At 51.4% G+C, this 18576-nt stretch carries 16 protein-coding genes and 2 pseudogenes; 11 read left to right on the forward strand and 7 right to left on the reverse strand.

Annotated features, from left to right (window positions below; translation table 11 throughout):
* On the forward strand, window positions 1-290 hold a 290-nt coding region (locus BPSY_RS01470), incomplete at its 5' end, for a transposase (protein WP_162178429.1).
* An 886-nt stretch (window positions 291-1176) separates the two neighbouring features.
* Here the strand turns inward: BPSY_RS01470 and BPSY_RS01475 are convergent.
* Window positions 1177-3159 (reverse strand): heavy metal translocating P-type ATPase, encoded by a 1983-nt coding sequence (locus BPSY_RS01475; RefSeq protein WP_052118915.1) that lies wholly within the window; start codon window positions 3157-3159, stop codon window positions 1177-1179.
* Between the two features lie 278 nt (window positions 3160-3437).
* Here BPSY_RS01475 and BPSY_RS01480 point away from each other — a divergent pair, with 278 nt between their 5' ends.
* Window positions 3438-4058 carry a TetR/AcrR family transcriptional regulator gene (locus BPSY_RS01480; RefSeq protein WP_051921425.1) on the forward strand — a complete coding sequence of 207 codons (621 nt, stop codon included), beginning with the start codon at window positions 3438-3440 and terminating at the stop codon, window positions 4056-4058.
* 10 nt (window positions 4059-4068) lie between these two features.
* Window positions 4069-5022, forward strand: coding sequence for an aldo/keto reductase (locus BPSY_RS01485; protein ID WP_033498220.1), 954 nt, complete (start codon window positions 4069-4071; stop codon window positions 5020-5022).
* A gap of 1501 nt (window positions 5023-6523) precedes the next feature.
* On the opposite strand, the gene BPSY_RS01490 is transcribed toward BPSY_RS01485, so the two are convergent.
* Window positions 6524-7354 (reverse strand): VIT1/CCC1 transporter family protein, encoded by an 831-nt coding sequence (locus BPSY_RS01490; RefSeq protein ID WP_202961755.1) that lies wholly within the window; start codon window positions 7352-7354, stop codon window positions 6524-6526.
* Between the two features lie 449 nt (window positions 7355-7803).
* Between BPSY_RS01490 and BPSY_RS01495 the strand changes: the two genes are divergently transcribed.
* Genes BPSY_RS01495 through BPSY_RS01505 form a run of 3 tightly spaced genes read left to right on the forward strand, consistent with a single transcriptional unit; the run spans window position 7804 to window position 10387 of the window.
* Window positions 7804-8298, forward strand: coding sequence for an FMN-binding protein (locus BPSY_RS01495; protein ID WP_033498218.1), 495 nt, complete (start codon window positions 7804-7806; stop codon window positions 8296-8298).
* Window positions 8295-9074: an FAD:protein FMN transferase gene (locus BPSY_RS01500; protein ID WP_052118914.1), complete on the forward strand. Its 780-nt coding sequence runs from the start codon at window positions 8295-8297 to the stop codon at window positions 9072-9074. The genes BPSY_RS01495 and BPSY_RS01500 overlap by 4 nt, the downstream gene beginning before the upstream one ends.
* Entirely contained in the window at window positions 9071-10387 is a 1317-nt protein-coding gene (locus BPSY_RS01505; protein ID WP_033498215.1) for a ferric reductase-like transmembrane domain-containing protein, read from the forward strand. The genes BPSY_RS01500 and BPSY_RS01505 overlap by 4 nt, the downstream gene beginning before the upstream one ends.
* Window positions 10388-11234: 847 nt before the next feature.
* Here the strand turns inward: BPSY_RS01505 and BPSY_RS01515 are convergent.
* Genes BPSY_RS01515 through BPSY_RS01535 form a run of 5 tightly spaced genes read right to left on the reverse strand, consistent with a single transcriptional unit; the run spans window position 11235 to window position 15178 of the window.
* Entirely contained in the window at window positions 11235-12041 is an 807-nt protein-coding gene (locus tag BPSY_RS01515; RefSeq protein WP_033498212.1) for an ABC transporter permease, read from the reverse strand.
* Window positions 12038-12742, reverse strand: a complete 705-nt coding sequence (locus tag BPSY_RS01520) for an ABC transporter ATP-binding protein (protein WP_033498211.1) — start codon at window positions 12740-12742, stop codon at window positions 12038-12040. The genes BPSY_RS01515 and BPSY_RS01520 overlap by 4 nt, the downstream gene beginning before the upstream one ends.
* Window positions 12739-13773 (reverse strand): sensor histidine kinase, encoded by a 1035-nt coding sequence (locus BPSY_RS01525; protein ID WP_033498206.1) that lies wholly within the window; start codon window positions 13771-13773, stop codon window positions 12739-12741. The genes BPSY_RS01520 and BPSY_RS01525 overlap by 4 nt, the downstream gene beginning before the upstream one ends.
* The gene (locus BPSY_RS01530; protein WP_051921429.1) at window positions 13770-14501 is read right to left on the reverse strand and encodes a response regulator transcription factor; all 732 of its coding nucleotides are present in this window, start codon (window positions 14499-14501) and stop codon (window positions 13770-13772) included. The genes BPSY_RS01525 and BPSY_RS01530 overlap by 4 nt, the downstream gene beginning before the upstream one ends.
* A 26-nt stretch (window positions 14502-14527) precedes the next feature.
* Window positions 14528-15178, reverse strand: a complete 651-nt coding sequence (locus BPSY_RS01535; protein ID WP_052118912.1) for a DedA family protein — start codon at window positions 15176-15178, stop codon at window positions 14528-14530.
* Window positions 15179-15331: 153 nt separating this feature from the next.
* Here BPSY_RS01535 and BPSY_RS01540 point away from each other — a divergent pair, with 153 nt between their 5' ends.
* From BPSY_RS01540 to BPSY_RS12135, 5 genes and pseudogenes are all read left to right on the forward strand, one after another.
* Complete coding sequence (locus BPSY_RS01540) at window positions 15332-16024, forward strand: phosphatase PAP2 family protein (protein WP_033498203.1); 693 nt, start codon at window positions 15332-15334, stop codon at window positions 16022-16024.
* A gap of 703 nt (window positions 16025-16727) precedes the next feature.
* Window positions 16728-17165 (forward strand): transposase, encoded by a 438-nt coding sequence (locus BPSY_RS01545; protein ID WP_081884072.1) that lies wholly within the window; start codon window positions 16728-16730, stop codon window positions 17163-17165.
* A 57-nt stretch (window positions 17166-17222) separates the two neighbouring features.
* Window positions 17223-17999 (forward strand): IS3 family transposase, encoded by a 777-nt coding sequence (locus tag BPSY_RS01550; RefSeq protein WP_238556771.1) that lies wholly within the window; start codon window positions 17223-17225, stop codon window positions 17997-17999.
* A 103-nt stretch (window positions 18000-18102) separates the two neighbouring features.
* Window positions 18103-18204: pseudogene (locus tag BPSY_RS12130) on the forward strand (helix-turn-helix domain-containing protein); the annotation flags it as partial.
* 81 nt (window positions 18205-18285) lie between these two features.
* Window positions 18286-18549, forward strand: a pseudogene (locus tag BPSY_RS12135) (IS30 family transposase); the annotation flags it as partial.
* Window positions 18550-18576 lie beyond the last annotated feature (27 nt).

The following is an 18576-nucleotide window of genomic DNA, read 5'->3' on the forward strand; positions in this document are numbered from 1 at the left end:
AGCGTGAACAAAAACCAGTCCACTTCAAAGCCGGGTTCCAGACATTGTGCTCGTGGATGATGCACTCCCGTCTGGAACCCATGAAAACCCTCGCCCGCCGGATCCGTCGTCACTGGCAGGACATCCTCACGTATTTCGACCACCGGTGCACCAACGCGATCCTCGAGGGATTGAACGGCATCATCCAACACATCAAAACCCGAGCCCGCGGCTTCCGCAACATGGACTACTTCTCCACGATGATCTACCTGACCTGCGGCAAGCTCGACCTAGCCACCGTCACCATATAACCAGCCCCACCCACACCAAACAGCGAAAGGCCTATATTATTTTATCGGACATGTTTCTGTTACCCGCCTTTCTAGAGCGGTTAATGTTTTTTAGCGACTGAAATCGTATACAAGTGACAAGCCATGCTCAACTTCCTCCAAAGATCCTCAACAAATTCGCGTAAGAAAACCAGTCACTGTCAGTCACTAACTACGTATTCGTGCTGCAAGGTCAAGACGTGGTCGAGCTGAAACAGCTCGGCGAGGTAGGGGGTGTGTCAGTTCCTCATGACAGCATCAGAAAAACTCTTGCTGGCATCATCTCGTGTGCTCAATTTGTGTTATCTTAATGAAGGAACTATACGAGTCACCAGTTCAACCCTACTACCGCATGGGATTACACGGGCATGTAGCGTGCCATTAACACGAAGAATTGGTTATGAAAAGCACGATAAATTTCATCTTTACCAGACATGACCTCTTCCCTTCCACGTTGGGAGACTTCCCCTATTTATTTCTTCAAGCACCTGAACTGGGTCAGCCTTGCAAACATTGCAAATATTTAAGAATTCGGTTAGACAAACGGGAGCTGTCAACATTTTCCTGATATCTCGCACTCTGTTGTAGCTGATTGAGTCATTCATAAACTCGGCAATATGGGTATTCGTCATATCTGTTTCAGTTATCAATCTATCGATTTCTTCTGAAGCGACTACGCTGCAATTTGACCGTTCGTATTTTCGCGTTGGCGCGCACTGCATCAAATCATGACATATATCACTTGCTGTATTCTTATATCAAGCGACATTCCCCATGCTGTCATAAAGTAACAAGTGTTATATTTCTGGTCGTGAAGAGTCTAAGAGAGGAATCCCCTCGCACACTTGTCACTTCGGTAGCTAGGAGCTCAGCGCACTACTTGGAGAGTCTTTTGTGAGATGAATGCGGTGCGCAGTGACCATAGGATGCTGGCTGCATCGATGCCTTCCTGGATAAGCGCTCCAAGGACAACGGAAATAAGCCCGAATGCTGCAAGAACCATACACGCTGTTGCAACAACCAGTCCTCCTACAACCGCCTGTAACATGATCTTACGCGTCATGCGGGCAATCTCAACAGCCGAAGGCACTCCGCCAATGTCATCGTTCATGATGACCACCTGGGAGGATTGCGATGCCGCCGTGGATGACCCGTCAGTCATGGCGATGCCTACATTCGCAGCAGCAAGTACGGGTGCATCGTTGACACCGTCACCAACCATCATCGTTATCTCGGCATGATGTTTTACATCAGTTTCCGATTGTTCGGCACGGTTTGCATGAACCGCAGCGAATTTATCCTCCGGTAGCAGGGACGCACGCACATCCTGGATGCCAACCTCCTTGGCCACGATCTGTGCCGAATCCATATGGTCGCCTGTAAGCATCGTTATCTTGTGGATGCCCAGCACGCGCAATCTCTCGATGGATGCTCGGGCAGCCGGTCTCGGTACATCACGCAGAATAATCCTCGCGGCAGGCGTGCCATCGATGGAAACATATGCAGCCATCTCATTCAATGCAGCTTTGTCCCACTTGTTCCATTGACTCCGGCTCTGTTGGCTCCATTCATCTGATTTGCCTGGCAGCGACAAGCCATTTCCCACAACGAATTCAGCTCTGCCAACGCAAACGGTTTTTCCGTCTACAACCCCCTGTACACCTTGGCCTGGCTGCTCACGAATATCCGTTGCAAGCAATGTCTCCTTCCCTGTTCGTTCGGCAGCCGAGACAATGCCTTTGGCCAGAATATGCACCGAATTGCTTTCCAACGCCCCTGCAGCACAAAGTATCCATGTCGAATCTGTATGCTCAAACCCCTCGGCCAGTTCAACCCTTGTCACCTGGGGTTGTTTGCTTGTAAGGGTTCCAGTTTTATCAAAGAAGATGTGGGTCACCTTCCCAAGCACTTCCAGGATTTCCTGCCGTTTGATAATGATGGAGGACCGGGCCAAACGTCCGGTTCCTCCCATATATGCAACGGGTGCCGCGATAAGCAATGGGCATGGTGTCGCCAGCACAAGCACTTGTGGGAATCTGACCGGATTGCCGGTCAAAGCCCATGCCGCGCCTGCCAGGATCAGTGACAGAATCGTGAATGGAATCGCAAGGGTGTCGGCTGTTCGAACTATTGGCGCGCGCGACTCCCTTGCCGTTTTCACGAGGTCAAGGATGCGTTGGTACTGCGATTCGTTTGGAGGAGTCGCAACGCGCATGGCAAGCGCCATCTCTCCGTTGATGGATCCCGAAAGCACGTGCCCAGCCTTTCCGACATGCACAGGCATCGATTCCCCGTTGATTGCGGACATGTCAAGGGTGGCCCGATCGCTGAGAAGCTCACCATCGGAAGGAACTGTTTCACCAGGTCGGACGATGAGGACATCGCCCACCTTCACCTGGTCTATCTGTCGCACTTGCCAGGGAGAAGACAGCAGATCATTCCCTGTTCTCGTGACAACGTTTGCCGTTGCGGGTGCTGCATCGACCAAGGCAGTTAGGCTTTCCTGTGCGCGTCGCTGCGCATATATCTCGATCATCTCACCGGTACGAATCATCAGGCATACTAGCCAAGCAGCCCAGTATTCTCCCACCATTGCCGTTGATGCGATAGAGAGCAACGCAAGAAGATCGACTCCAACTCTGCCCTTTCTGAAAGCAACGATCATCTCGTGAATCGTATCGATCGCTGTATAGACGACTAGAGCCACAATCAGCCACACCGCTCCCTGATGCCAAGGTGTGCCCGGATTCCACAACCCCGCACTGCACACACCGACGAATGCAGTTACCGCCATAGCCGGGTAACGGGCAATCAATCCACCTGCATGGAGGAGAAGGTCTGTCAAAGTCATATGGTCATGTTCTGCAAGTGTCGGTGCATCTCGTCGATTGTTGTTCATTACGCATGCCTTCAGTAATTCATTAATTGTATTGCGAGTGTTCACTACCGGATGGGTTGTTCTATACTGAATTGTTAATTGTGTGGTTATGCGATCGCAACAAACAATGTGGTGTGTTTGTTCGATATCGGACACTTCTGCGTAGTTGTATGGGATGAAAGCACGGTTGCAGGAAATGCGGTCGTGCAAACTGGGGAACTCCCTATGCAGGGAGCATAAAGGTGGGAAGCATGTTAAGAACCGTACTTGATCCGGACAGGCGTCGGCAACGGACACAGCAGGCGATCTTCGATGCCTTCGCCGGGCTGTTCGCAGTGGAAAACTACTCTGATATCACCGTGCAGCAGATCATCCGCGAAGCGAACATAGGCCGCAGCACCTTCTATGACCATTACCAGTCAAAGGAGGATCTGCTTGACGACCTGTGCGTCGACATGTTTCACCATGTCGCTTCGCCACGACCTAGTACCTTGCAGGATCATGGATTTGAGCAGCGTCCCGGCGAACTGATGCCCGCACTCACACACCTGCTTTTTCATCTTCGTGAAGACAACGCCAGACTTCGCGGATTGCTTACAGGCACCAGTTCGGGACTGTTTCTCAAGAAGATTAAACCCTACCTGCATGCTCTGGTGAAAGACGAACTTCGAGCCGACCAGCACTGCTATCTATGTGATGAGGTTCCCGAGGACTTTCTCATCAACCACATCGTAGGATGCTTCACCACTGCTGTGGATTGGTGGGCTTCCCATGATTTCAAGGAATCACCCATCACATTGAATTCATATCTTTGCACGCTTCTGCCAGCGGAAATCACTGCAGGCGAACATACCAGCATCCACAAGAAATGAGGAATATTGAGTGAAAAACATACCTATAGGAACCGCCGACATGGCCGCGTCACGTATTGCTCTTGGCGTGATGCGCATGGACGTACTGAATAAATACGATGCCGCGAACGTTCTGAACACCGTGCTGAAGCGCGGCGTGAATTTCTTCGATACGGCCGACATCTATGGATTCGGCGCGGGTCACGCCCATGCGAGTTCTGAGGTGTTCGGAACTGCACTGAAAGACACCGGCGTGGAGCGATCAGATGTCTTCATTCAAACGAAATTTGGCATACTGATCGATTATTCCAATGGCAGTGCCCGCCGCTACGACTCGTCCGTTAAGAATCTAACGGAATCGCTGGATGGAGAACTCGTCGCATTGGGAACCGACTATGTCGACAGCGTGCTCATGCACCGCCCAGATCCACTCGTTGACGCAGATGAGTTCGCCAATGTCATTGATACACTGATCAGCTCCGGCAAAGTGCGTCATGTCGGCGTGAGCAACATGGACCCCTGGCAGATCGAGTATCTGCAGTCTTCCTTGAAGACCCATATTCAAGTAGACCAGTTGCAGTTTGGGCTGATGCACACGCCAATCATTGATGCCGGGATACACGTGAACATGTCTGACGACGATGCAATCAGCCGCGAGGGTGGCATCCTGCCATATTCACGACTACGCAACATCACCATTCAGGCGTGGAGTCCCTTTCAATCCGACACCCAGTACGGCGCGTTCATTGGAAATCCGCATTTCCCGGAACTGAACAATGAGCTTGACCGACAGGCACAGAAACACAACACCACACTGAATGCAATCGCTACGGCATGGGTACTGTATCACCCTGCAAACATACAGATCATCCTCGGATCGATGAACCCGCAACGGCTGTCACAGATGATCGACGGTGATACCGTTCAGCTCGAACGTCAGGACTGGTGGGATCTGTACAAGGCAGCAGGTCATCGGGTGCCTTGAAATCCGCTCGCTCCGGTGAACCGTACCCCATTGTTGAATTGGAATATTCAATTCAATGAGTGGAGTGCGATTTTCATGCCTGTGAATCGTGTAAGAAAAGAAGATTATGACTTTAAGTTGACAGCTTTTAGCTTGATCGTCAAGGTATAGGGGAGACGTTCGACTGCTTAAGAGCTTGAGATTTCCGAGGATGTAGCGTGACAGTTGATTTTGACGTATCGCACCCATGGCATGGAAGAACTGGCGATGAGCGGAGAATGATCGCATGGATCGAAGACGAAGCTTTCGGCCTGTCGCTATCAAGTTGGCCGTGGGAGGACCCTGTCCTAGTGGTCGTGAAATATGGTCTTTCGAACGGAAGCCTGCTAGTGAGATGGTGCAGTGAATACCGCAGTGCAGGTGGCCATTTCGCCGATCTTCTAGAAAGGGATCGTGGAGCGGGAGTCCCGTTTCAACAGGTTGGGTACGGATTTTCCCGAATCTCCCCGAAAGGAGGAATAGTTCCTCCACTGATTCGCCCGTCAGATTGGCATTTCAGGCCAAACCTGCGCACAATCCTGAGCACTGTCTTGGCTGCCACTCTCTGGCCGAACTCGCCAAACAGACACATGTGTATATGCCGATGCCAGCACCCATTCGGGCTTCTTAAGAAAATCCTGGCAATCAATGGCTCCTGTCGGGTCTCGCCACGGGCGCAGGATACAAAAGATAGTAATAGTAAGAGGAACGTGCCTGGGTGGACTGGATTACGGACAGCGACCATTGTGTTTGCAGTGTCAGTGGACATTTGACATGTAGCGATGTGATTTTTCTGTCGTCGTTGCGGAGCGCAGCGTCTGCTCCTGTGATGGCGAAGAGTCTTCCTGTTGTGCTGCGTCCTGCAACCGCACATTCAATGGCGTATTGCGCTGACTTGACGTGGTGAATGCTCCAGACACGGTGAAGTTCTGCGTTACGGGCGAAGTAGGTGTCGAAGAAATCTTAAGTCTTGTCGATTCCCGTCGATCTTTCGCCTCGTCCGGAGGTGAAGGATGCATCTGGGGCAAAGAGCTGTACCGGTTCCGTGAAATCCCTCTCGTCCTGGCCTGCGGTGTTTGACAGTGAGAAGTAGTGGTTGAGAACACCGCTGGAAGGGGTCATGCGATATTTTTCTTTTTCTTGGATGCGTTCTGTTCCAATCGAATGTCGTGCTTCGCATGTGTCAGGTGTTTATACAGTAGGATAATTCAAGTTCTCACGCTTGCGGGGAAGGGTAAGGAGCACAGCAAGGCATTCTGCGCCATCGCGGCGGGACCTGATATGGTCTGGAAACGGGACGGGAATGAATGCGCGTGCAGTGTCTTTGAATCCCTGCAACTGGTTCACCATTAATGTCTGCTATGTCGAGAACATATTGCAGGTCGAATGAGTGGAATTCTCTGCCGTCTAGCCCATTCAAATATCTTGTTTCCTCAAACGCTGAGGTAGTCCGATCATGCAGGTATTCATTCATGAATGCTGTTTATCCGTGGATGCCGAATGCCATGCCAATCAGCCATGCGAACAGCATAGTCGATAGCCCCATGAGGACGTTGCGCAATATGGCCTTTCCTAGTGCTGCCCCGCCAATTCTTGCTGAAATGCTACCCGTAATGAGAAGAGCTATGGCAACGGAAAGCACTATGAGGAAAACCCTCAACGGGAAAGAAACCGGGATCAATGAAAACAGCATGGGAATGATTCCGCCACTGACGAATGACAGGAAAGATGAGTATGCGGCCTGCCAGGGACTCGTCAGCTCATCCGGATTTATGCCTAACTCGTCGGTAGCATGGGCACGCAAGGCATCATATTGCATTGCTTCGAATGCCGCTCGTCTGGATGTGTTGGCGGAGATGCCCTTAGCCTCATATATGTGAGCCAGCTCGTCAAGTTCTTCATCTGGAAGGTTTTCCAACTCCCAGCGCTCCTTATCGAGGAGTGCGCGTTCTGTATCACGCTGTGCGCTCACGGATACATACTCTCCTCCGGCCATGGAGAAGGAGCCTGCCGCAAGGGCTGCAAGGCCTGCGACGAGCAGCGAACGGGGATTGCTGTCTGCTCCGGCCACGCCTATGATCGTGCCGGCGACGGACACGATGCCGTCGTTGGCGCCAAGGACGCCGGCACGAAGCCAATTCAACTTGCTGGATGCACCCCTGGTATCATGCAACTCACCTGGGTGAGAGAGAGCGGTTTTGCCACTCATCTTGTTTGGCTGTTGCTGACTTATCCACCCACCGTAATCCTTATCAGGAATCGGGAATGATTCCGTAACGTCTTTATCGACGGCATTTTCCTTATGGTCATCCATGGGTTCACCATTCAATCATGGAACAGCTGCGGTTGCGCTGTCTTGTCTTCTACGTTTTCGCCTGCACTACTAAAAACATCGTATTCATCATTCGTGTCGTTTGGTTAGTGTCGGACATATTGCAAAGAGTGTCCGGGGCCAGGCTGCGGATGACATTGAGTCAAGACGCTTAAATCTGTAAGTTGCAGCCTCAAGCATCCTGATTCTTAGATTTTTCTGAGTATGAAACATGTAGTTTGTTGCTCGGTGACATATAGAAGATGTTCATGGAATCCGATGGCACTGCTAAGAAACCACCCATGAAACATGAAAGTCAGCGAATCAGAATACTCTCAGCGGATGATGTGATGTACACGATACGGATCGCTCACGGATGAGAATGACTTTCGCAGTGGTCGGGACCGGAGTATCAATGGCAGAAAGTGGATGCAATGAAAAGACAAGGTAAGATGGCAATAACCGCAGTATCGTTGTTGGCGCTTTCAGTTGATGTAGCGGCGATATTTGTCGTACCAGAGTTACGCATGCGATATGCAGATGCGTCTTTGACTTCAACGCAAGCCGCAGGGCAAACTGCCACGCAGGCAGGCAGTTCAAGCGGTGAGAATAGCTCACCAAGCAGCTCGACCCCCTCTTCAAGTTCATCGGTATCCTCGAGTCTGAAGGATGGAACATATTCGGGAACGGTTGTCTCTACCAATAGAGGTGATTTCCAAGTGGATTTGACAGTATCTGGTGGGAAGGTAACCAATGTCAAAGTCTTGGAATATCCGCAGGATCCGACATCCCAGTCCATCAACGAGCAAGCCATTCCAGTGTATGTCAAAGAAGCCTTGGCAGCGCAGAGCGCTCAAATTCAACTCGTTTCTGGCGCAACCGAAACCTTCAATGGATTCACCGGATCGCTGCAGGATGCCATCAATCAGGCCCAGGGTTCAAAATGAACACGTACGTTCTTAATGTGATGAACCTTCCCTTTACCATTATGGTTAATTCCATATCGAAAGATCTCAAAATTGAGAAGACGGTCAAGACCATCCACGGCCTTCTGATCGATGCAGATCGACGCTTCTCCCCGTTCAAGGCAAACTCTATGGTAAGCCGCTTCCAACATGGTGACCATGACGTGCTGTCAGACGAGGATTTTCAAGAAGTGTATCTCAAGACTCTTTTGGCACAGGTTGAAACAGATGGACTTTTCGACCCATTCTACTCAGGCGTGTATGACCCTACTGGAGTGGTGAAGGGATGGATCGTTGAAACTGCGTTCAATCAGGTTCTGGAGCCTTTGTTGCGTACTGGTCAGGTCACGGCCGCGGCCATCAATGCGGGAGGAGACATGATCGTTTCCGCCAATGCATTTCAGACTGCCTGGACAGTAGGCATTGAGAATCCATGTGACACCCACCACTATGTGGCAGCATTCCCACTGCGTTCTGGAGCTGTCGCCACATCAGGAAGCAGCAAACGAGGCGAACATATCAAACGTGCACTTCATGACATCGTACAGTCGACGGTCATTGCCGATTCATTGGTCGATGCCGACGTTTGGACCACCGCCCTGTTTGCAGCCTCTCGTGACGACATCCCCCATCTCATAGCGGAGCATACGCTTACGGCCTTTCTCGTCACTGATTCAGGACAGTATCAAAATTATTCACATGGCACGCTCGTAGACGCATCGTCAATATCCAGTCATGATAAGGAGTTCTGGCGATGAAACACCTATCGACACGCATACTCCTAACATGGATGATCCTACTGTTTATTGTGCCCGCGCCCATGGTGCTGATGCTTTCGACGACCTTGCCAACGTTGTATTTACACAATATGGTCGGCATCCAACTTGGTGTCATTGCATACTCATGGATGCTTGCCGCCATGTATCTTGGCACTCGTCCTCGATGGGTGGACAGAAGTGTCGGGTTACCACATGTATATGTGGTTCATGGGGTGATGGGACTTATGGCGATTACCCTCGCAGTCCTGCATCGCCAACTTTCCCCTTCGTCGGGGTGGATCAAGAGAACTGGCGATTGGGCACTTATACTGTTCATCGCACTTGCAGTCTGGTCATGCGTGTTCATGGCAGGTTGGCTTACTTCACGCTTACGGTGGCTCGAACTGTTGAAACATTGGCTCGAACACCTCGCAAGGCATGAACTTTCAGTATGGCTTCACCGGCTTAATCTCATAGCCGTAGTCCTCGTGTTCATCCACGTTCAGCTCATCAACTACATAGCATCACAACGAATTTTCATGGCAGTGTTCGATACTGTTACCATACTGGTATTCACACTATATGTTCTTGAAAAAATGCGTCTTCATTTCATTTCCATAACGGGACGGATCACTGGAACTCGCATGATAGCTCACAAGGTTCATGAAATAGCAGTTGCGATTCCACGTCAGCATGGTATGGATTGGGAAGCCGGAGACTTCGCATTCATCCGTTTTCCCGATAGTGACGGCTTGCGGGAATACCATCCGTTCTCGATAGTGAACGCACCGCTCGATCACCGGAACCATGGGGTGGCAAGACGCAATCTTCCCAATGCAGTGACACTATTTTTTGCTATTCGTGAAGATGGCGATTTCACACGTCGATTGGGTGCGTTGCCACCAGGAACGGTTGTTGGCATGTTGCCGCCATACGGGCGCTACCGACGCTTCGTTGAAGAGCATGCACACAATGCCCCCATGATTATTATTGCGGGTGGTATTGGCATCACGCCACTGATTGCTGTGCTTGAGCACTATGGGCCGCGTGTTTCGACCTTCGTGTACACGGCCAGGCGAGGTCAGATGCTGCCGTATACCAGTTATCTGCGATACTGGGCCGAGACGAGTCACATGCGTTCAATCATCTCCGAGCATCGGATACCGCCATCGCGAATAAGGAATGAGGTGATTGTCCGACACGCGATCTATCTCATAGCCGGCCCTATGCCCATGCAGCGTATGTGGTCCAAGTATTTGTGTTCCCAGGGCATTTCGGCAGATGACATATACGCCGAACCCTTCTCCTGGTAAAAGAAGCGACAGACCAAAGACTGGTCATTTTTCAGACATACGCCCTCTGATGTTGTAACTGTCCTTATGCAAGGAAGCCACAATTCAAACTACAAGCATTCTAGCAGCTTGAAAAATCTGCCGATATTTTACTAGGTCGCACACTGATATTGCCGTGCAGGGATTGAATTCAGACACCACCGCTGGGATATCACGATGTACACCTTGTTGTTACATCTTTGATGCAGTTCATGGATTTTCAACGTGATTAGAAAATATGCGCAGCACATCGTGGATCTGGAACACAGCGGATGTTGACCCATATACAGGGCGGCGGCTTGTTGCTGCCGATACTGAACAGAATTGGAAGTACTTTCAATAACTAATTAGCGGCGTCTATTGCTATCAGATTAAGAAAACGTCCAGAATGTACGATAGTCGAAACTTATGTAGTGCACGAGCGGTATTGTTCTCGGCATCGAAGTTGCGTTATAAATGTTTCGAAACGGTATCATTCATAAACAATGCTTGACCATTATTAATCACGGCGAATGTTCGGTGATACTTTATGGGCAATCTCCTTAGCATATCAATATTGTTTAAGAATGGTTTTAGCCAATTTTTAATGGTCATATGGTTGTTGACTGATTTGTCAATTTCATCCTGATCGAGATGTTCAACCCTGATCTTAGATGCATTGAGCTCAGCATGTTCCATTATTGGAGAGGAGGGGCGCTCAGTCAAAGATTGATGAGTATTTATTGCTTTAGGGATTCTTGGAGAATTGATCGAGGTCCTCGACGCGGCTTGCAACTTGGCCGTTGACATTGTTCCGGCATAATGTTGGTTTGGGGGCAGGATTGACTGTTTAGACCGTGTGTGGCTCGAACTGGTCAAGTTCGGTGAAGCAGCGTCTGTATATCAGTATCATGATCAGGGTGTCTCCGATTATGGTGATCGAGCTGAGTGCGGCAAGGACGACGAACTGGTATTTTGCCGCTTCGAGTGGATCTCCTCCTGCCATGATCTGGCCCGCCATCATTCCCGGTATGAGTACGATGCCGCTTGAAGCAAGCTGTGCGATCGTAGGGATGAGGCCCAGTTTCGCCGAGGCGATGATTGATGGTTTCGCTGCCTCGAAGGGGGTCGCACCCATGCTGAGGTAGACCTCAACCTCATATTCCCGGGCTTTCATATCGGAGAAGAATCGGCTCATAGCAACGGCGATTGCGGCGACGAGATTGCCAAGCATCATGCCGGTCACAGGAATCAGAATCTGAGGGGCGTACCATGGCGATGGCGCGATGATGAGTTCGCTGACGACGCTGTCGACGATGAGCACACTCACCATCAAGGTCAGTAGCACTGGCATCACCAGGCCTCGCGGAATTCCATCTGCACGGGTGAGCGTGATCTGCACGGCGGCGATGACCATGAAAACCATCAGTGCCAGGACAATCCACGGGTTGTTGGCTTCGATGACGTATTTGATGATGTAGCCCATGGCCAGTAGCTGCAGTAGTGAGCGCAGGGTCGACCAGATCATGGATTTCGCCATTCCCAGTCTCATGACGACGGTCAGGATGGCAGCCAGGGCAACCAGCAGAAAAGTCACGGAGAGTCCGAATATGTTGATGTCATACACGGCGCCTGCAGTATGCGAAGCGATAATCATTCCATCTCCTGTCGTGACAGCCTGCCATGTGCGAGGCTAAGAATCCTGGAGGCCCGTCCATCTGAATTTCTGTGCCGGACTCGCAACACCGCCATTCCCATGTGAGTTGCCGCGTTTTGCAGCATGGCGCCGACCTTGTCGGAACTATCTGGATCTAACCCCGCATCCACCTCGTCACTGAGCAGGACTTTCGGCTGGAGCATCAGGCTGCGCAGCAGACACACCCGTGCCTGCTGCCCAACGGATAGCATTGCGGGGTTGCGGACAAGCTCCACATCATCCAACCCCAGTTCGTCCAACCCATTTCTGATCTGCTTGGCAACAGGCTTTGCCGTTTGCGGTCTCAAGCCTTTAGCGTTCCTGTTGATTGAAAAGCCGAAGGGAAGCAGCACCGCATCAAGAACGGTATCAGAAGTCAGCACAGGCCTTTGGGGGAGATATACGACATTGCGCCTCCAGCTTTCGGGTGTGAAGCTGCTGCTGTCTCTCCCCTCGAGTGTCAGCTTCGCTGAAGCATGTGGGTCAAGCAGTGCCAATGCCATGAGCACATGTGATTTGCCCGAACCAGAGGGTCCCGTGAGATCGACGATCTCGCCTCGCTCAAGATGAAGAGACAGGTTGGAGAACAGAGTTTTCCCGTTCTGTTGTGATGAATCCTGTTTAAACACGCACGACAGGGCATGCGCCGAGAAGTAGCTCACTTGTTGTTTCCTTTCGATTCGGTCGGATCGACTGTCAATCGCAGCGTAATCTCCATCGTCGTTCCGGATGATGATGTTGAAAGAACACGAATGGTTCCTTGGTAGCGGGACAAGATATCGCGCGTCAGGGCCAGTCCCAGACCATACCCTTGGTGTTCGGATTCCACATCGGAACGTGCAAAGCGCGCGAACCACTGTTCGGGATTTCCTTCCATTCCCGTTCCCTGGTCCCGAACCGTCACGACTGCTTTGTCTTGTGCAGCATGCAGTGTCACTTCTATGTTCGTGTGATGCGGTGAATGGACGATTGCATTGTCAAGCACGGCGACAAGACAACGTTCGATTCCCGTTTCTTCGCACAAGACGAGAACGGTGGCTGAGGGTGATGCGAAATGGATCGCAACCTCACGCTGCTCAGCAAGCACATCGATTGACTCTAGGGCGTGTGTGATTGCCTGGGATAGATTCACTGCGTGCGGGCTGGTAGCGCCGCGTGCCGCCAGCAATAGGTCGTTGATGATGATGTCCATTCGTGACACGTCATTTGTCAATTCCTTCAGCAGAGGATCGATGGGTTTTCCGAGTCGCAGGCGACGCTCGATGAGTTCGCTACGAGCGTTGATTATTGCAAGTGGCGTTTTCAATTCGTGACTCGCGTCTGCTACGAAGTTACGTTGCAGCCGTATGGCCTGATCCAACGGCCTGATCTCTTCGCGGGATAGAAACCATGCAACCATCCCTGTGGTGATGATGATTCCAGCGACAAAGAGAATGATGAAGATTATTGCCTTTTCGGAGTCTATGATCAAGCTGCCGTGGAAGAGAGCTCCCGAGGTTACGTCGTTGGGGCTGAAGCCGCGTTCGCTGAGTTCATGTCGCGAACCTAGAATGACGCCAATGACCAGCAGAAGTGCTCCGAGAATCGCAATTGCACTCATTGCCAGCATCATCCGTATGCTGATTGATCGTATGGCTTTCATCCCGGATGTCTTGCGCTCGACCTGTGCATCTGATTCGTTATTAAATCTCATATGGGGTCGCTTTCCATGGGATTGCCGAGGCAATATCCCTTTCCTCGAACTGTCATGATCAATCCTTTGACTGTCTTCCGTCTGATATAGGAAACATAGGTATCAATGGTTCCCTCCCCAGCATCACGGCTGAAAGCAGCCATGAGCAATTCTTTTCTTGTGAAGACCCGGTCAGGATTGATGCACAGCGCCTTCAGCAATGAAGCTTCCGCAGGAGATAACTGGATGTTTATTCCCGACGGCGACTCGATGAGCCCTCGGTGCTCCTTGAATGTCCAATCGCCAATCGCGTGACTCTGCTGCTGTGCCTGATATCCGCGCAGCAATGATCGTGTGCGTGCGTTGAGTTCCTCGAAACGGAATGGTTTGGAAAGATAATCATTGGCACCTGCATCCAATCCTGAGACGATCTCTTCCGTACTTGAAAGAGCGGTGAGCATCAGCATGGGAACGGTGATGCCTTCCCTCCGTGCCGAACGCACAAAATCCAACCCATCCATATCAGGCAGTCGTCGATCGACAATCACTGCATCATAGGGATTCATGCCAAACTCGTGGATGGCTGCCTTTCCCGTTGTAACCCAATGCGCACGGTAATCGTCCTCAAGGAGTTCCATGAGAATCCCTCCCATCTGCGGATCGTCCTCAATGAGCAGAAGGCTGGGTTGGAGCAGCTTGATCGGGTCTGACAATGCGTACCGGCTGTGACTATCATCAAGTTCATTCATATTTCAGCCCTCCACCGATGACGGTATTACTTCGTTTCGATTTCTTCACTTCTTGACGGCCAAGACGTAAAAGCCTTGAATGCCAATGGAAGAATCGAAATGAGCACGATGCACAAGCACACTATATCGATATGATTCGATATCAGCGGGATATGACCAAGAGCATACCCCATGCTTGGAAGTGCAACGCCCCAGATAACTGCCCCGACAAGGTTCGCGATGATGAAACGGCGATGATTGAAATGCGTCATGCCTATGATGAAGGGAACAAAGGTTCTCAATATGGGCACGAATCTCGCCAGGATGATCGCCCGGCTGCCGTAATCATCGAAGAAGCGCTGTGCTCGCTTGATGCGATTTCTATTTTTCCCCTGCACCCAGGATTTAATCCGGCGAATGTTTCCGCTGTGCTTCCCGGTCTCATACCCGGCTTGGTCTCCGATGAAGGCAGCCACCGATACTATGAGACAGATGATCCACAATGGCATTCCTGATACGGGTGAGTCAGCCAGCGTCATTGACGCGGAAACCATGCCAAGCAGGAAAACTAGGGAATCTCCGGGAAGAAAAAATCCTATCAGCAGACCGGATTCTGCGAAGATGATGAATGAGCAGGCTGCAAGTGCCCAAGGCCCTGCTGCTGCAATAACGAATGCCGGGCTAAGAAAAGAAAGCATGTTCAAGTCCTTCTTGAGTACCTTTCATACTGTCACCCACATAATCCCAGTATGGAGCTAAGCAAACGCTAAGAATTGAATGCCAGACAGCGCAGACACGTACAGAAATGATTCTTGGAGAATTCTTGGTATTTCAATGCAACACTTGAACGCATGAATAATCCTTTCGTCATGTCGTTGTCTCGGCTGCCTTGGACCAGGCGGCTGCTCCTCTTAGTGACAGCATTGGCTCTCATTTGCATCATTCCTATCGGAGACGCATTGAAAAGAAGTCAGTCTATCACGAATCACGAGATGAAGATACTTGAACAATTCCAAAAAGCTCCACATTTGTTGCTGGCTATCTCAACAGGCTTTGGACAGGCTTTCTCGATCGCAGGGACTGCACTGATAGTTTCACTTTCTCTGCTCTATTTGGTTTGGACCCAGCGTGGCTGGGTCCAACCTTTGAGGGGTGCCATAATCGCCGTCACTCCAATGATGGTGACGCTCGTGGTAAAGGTTATCGTCAATCGTAGCCGTCCAGGAACATCCCTCGGGAATCTGGAGAACGATCCAAGCTTTCCAAGCGGACATGTCGCGGCTTCGATAAGCTGCGTGGCGCTGCTGTTTCTGATCATGCAGTTGCGTCATGTCCGCGAATCGTCAAGAGGGAACAGATATTTTCTGAGGCTCGCCGTATCGGTGATTCTGATGCTCATTCCAGTGATGACCGCAGTCTCCAGACTGATATTGGGCGTCCACTATCCCAGCGACGTAGTGGCTTCTCTGATTCTCAACGCCCTGCTGGCAGCAAGCATGGGAGTCATAACACAACAAGAGATAATGGCAGGTCCACTGCATTAATATCGATGGATAAAACGACACAACCAACAAAATTATCTTAAGATCTCAGGTGAAACTAACAGAGTAGTACATTATACGGTGATAATCGTATCCAGCCAAAGCGGAATTCAAATTAACTACGTATAACCTACATGCATTCTTGATATGTTTCATCCCCCGCTTCTAAATCGAATCTGGATGATGAGGTTCGATGCAAATCCACATGTAGCCGTTGGATCCGCTGGCTGCTGTTTACCAGACATTAAGAACAGGGATATCTGGGTCTGAATCTTGGCTGATTCGACTCCTTACTTTACTCAAGTGCGCTATTTCTGCCTGCCAGCTTCTTACGGGCGTCAGTGGTTCTCACTGCTCTTTTCCACCCATCTTTCGGAATGGTTCACCATCGTACTCAGAACTGGCTATCTCATATTTCTTAGTATCAATATTCTCTTTATTCTTCATCTTCCATTGTTTTTGAGTGGACCAATCTGTTTTCCAACGTGGTGATGCCCTCATTGGTAACATCTGGTGAATTGCTCTGGATTCCTCGTGTATGAGTTCTGACCAATCCTGTGAGAGGAAGAACTGGCATCAGGAAACCAGGCGACGGTGGCTTTCCCTGTTGCCAGAACAAAGCCATAGTAATAGTCATGATCACTGCCAAATGTGATATGGACTGGTTTTTGTTCCTGATTTCCCCTAGATAGGGAATGATGGGATTATGAGCATACAATTTAGCGATGAGTTCAAGGATCGGGCCGTGAGATTGTTGGCCGAGTCGTGGGAGAATTATTCGTTGCAGACGAAGGCGCTGCAGGGTGTGGCCAGGAGCCTCTGGGTCGCCACGCAGTCGCTGCGCCGCTGGCAGGAACAGGCCGATGCGAACGGTGCGGCCGGTCCTGGCGAGTCTGCGGAGTTGAAACGGCTGCGCTGGGAGAATGCGGAGCTACGTCACAGCAACGAGATACTTTCCTCGGCCTCGGTTTTTTCGCCTCAAGGCTCGACCCTACACGGCGTTGATGGTAGCGTACATCGACCGTCATCGCGCACGGTTCGGGGTCGGGCCAATCTGCTGGACGTTGAGGGTCTCGTTGGATGGCGGGTTCATCACGTCTCGCGCGTACTGGCAGACGAAGGCACATACCGTCTCCACCGGTAAGGGCTCGTCACGAGACACTGGCGCGTGGCATTGGCGGGCATGCACGCGCACCGGTTCATGGCGGTGTACGGGTACAGGAAAGTGCATCGTCAGCTGATCCGTCAGGGTTGGAGTGGAATCGGGCGCGACCAGGTGCTGCATGTCATACTCTCCCTTGGGATTCAAGGCATACGTCGGGGTCGGATCCCTATCCCCACGCGGTCCGTGAGGAGTACGGGCGGGCGCCCGGACCTAGTGGAGCGCCGGTTCAGCGCAGCCGCTCCCGGTCGTCTGCATGTGGCCGATATCACCTACGTGCATCTGAGCGATGGAAGTTTCGCTTATGTGGCGTTCGTGACCGACGCTTACGCCAGAAGGATTGTGGGCTGGGCCGTGAGCGCGAGCCAGCCCACCAAGGATCTGCCCCTGCTCACGTTGGACCAGTCCATCGGCTGGGCAGCCCGGCACGGTGATACGCTTGGACTCGTGCATCACTCGAATCACGGCACCCAGTACATCAGTGTTCTCTACGGCTCGCACCTTAACGAGCATGACATCCTCGCGTCCACCGGCAGCGTGGGTGACTCCTACGACAACGCCCTCGGGGAAACTGTCAACAGTGCGTACAAGACCGAGCAGATCCATCGCGGCAGACCCATCGACCGCGTGAAGGCACTGGAACAAGCCACCTTCCAGTGGGCGTTCTGGTGGAGCCAGAAACGTTTTCATGAAACTCTGAACTACCTGACACCAGCCGAAGTGGAAGCACGTTACTATAAATCACAAGTGATACCAATCACCCCAAAAACCAATAAAACAATGTTAACAAAATCCAGTCCACTTCAAATGGCTTAAAAGATCGGTTTGGTTCTAGTGGTGGTTGCGGCATCTGTCTTTCTGGGAGGAATGGATGTCGCAATACGAGTATCGGGGCTCGGTCTATCCGCCCCGACGTGCGATGTGCCAGGCAAGACGCGCCCACTATGTTGAGCTGTTGAATCAGGGTATGAACTTCACCCAGGCTGCCCGCATGGTCGGGGTGTCCAAACGCACTGGGAAAGCTTGGCGCAAGGGGCGAGCCAGAAGCACTGACAGGAACGAACGGCCCCGGGTCGACTGGTATCGTCATGACATGGACCAGCCCGACCGCCATGACGCCCAGAGCGTGCAGCACGCCAGTATCGCCAAGATGCGTCACCTGCCCAAGCTCCTGCGCAACACCCTGACACCTGGGGCGAACTCGCCCTGCACCGCACAATCAGCACCAGCCTGGGCATGCAGGTCTACTTCTCCCGACCTGCACAGCCCCTGGCAGCGCGGCACCAACGAGAACACCAACGGACTACTACGCCAATACTTTCCCAAAGGCACCGACCTGAGCATCTACCCCGAGAAATATCTCGACTGAAGTGGACTGGTTTTTGTTCACATT

It is taken from the genome of Bifidobacterium psychraerophilum (assembly GCF_000741705.1).
GTDB classification, from domain to species: Bacteria; Actinomycetota; Actinomycetes; order Actinomycetales; family Bifidobacteriaceae; genus Bombiscardovia; species Bombiscardovia psychraerophila.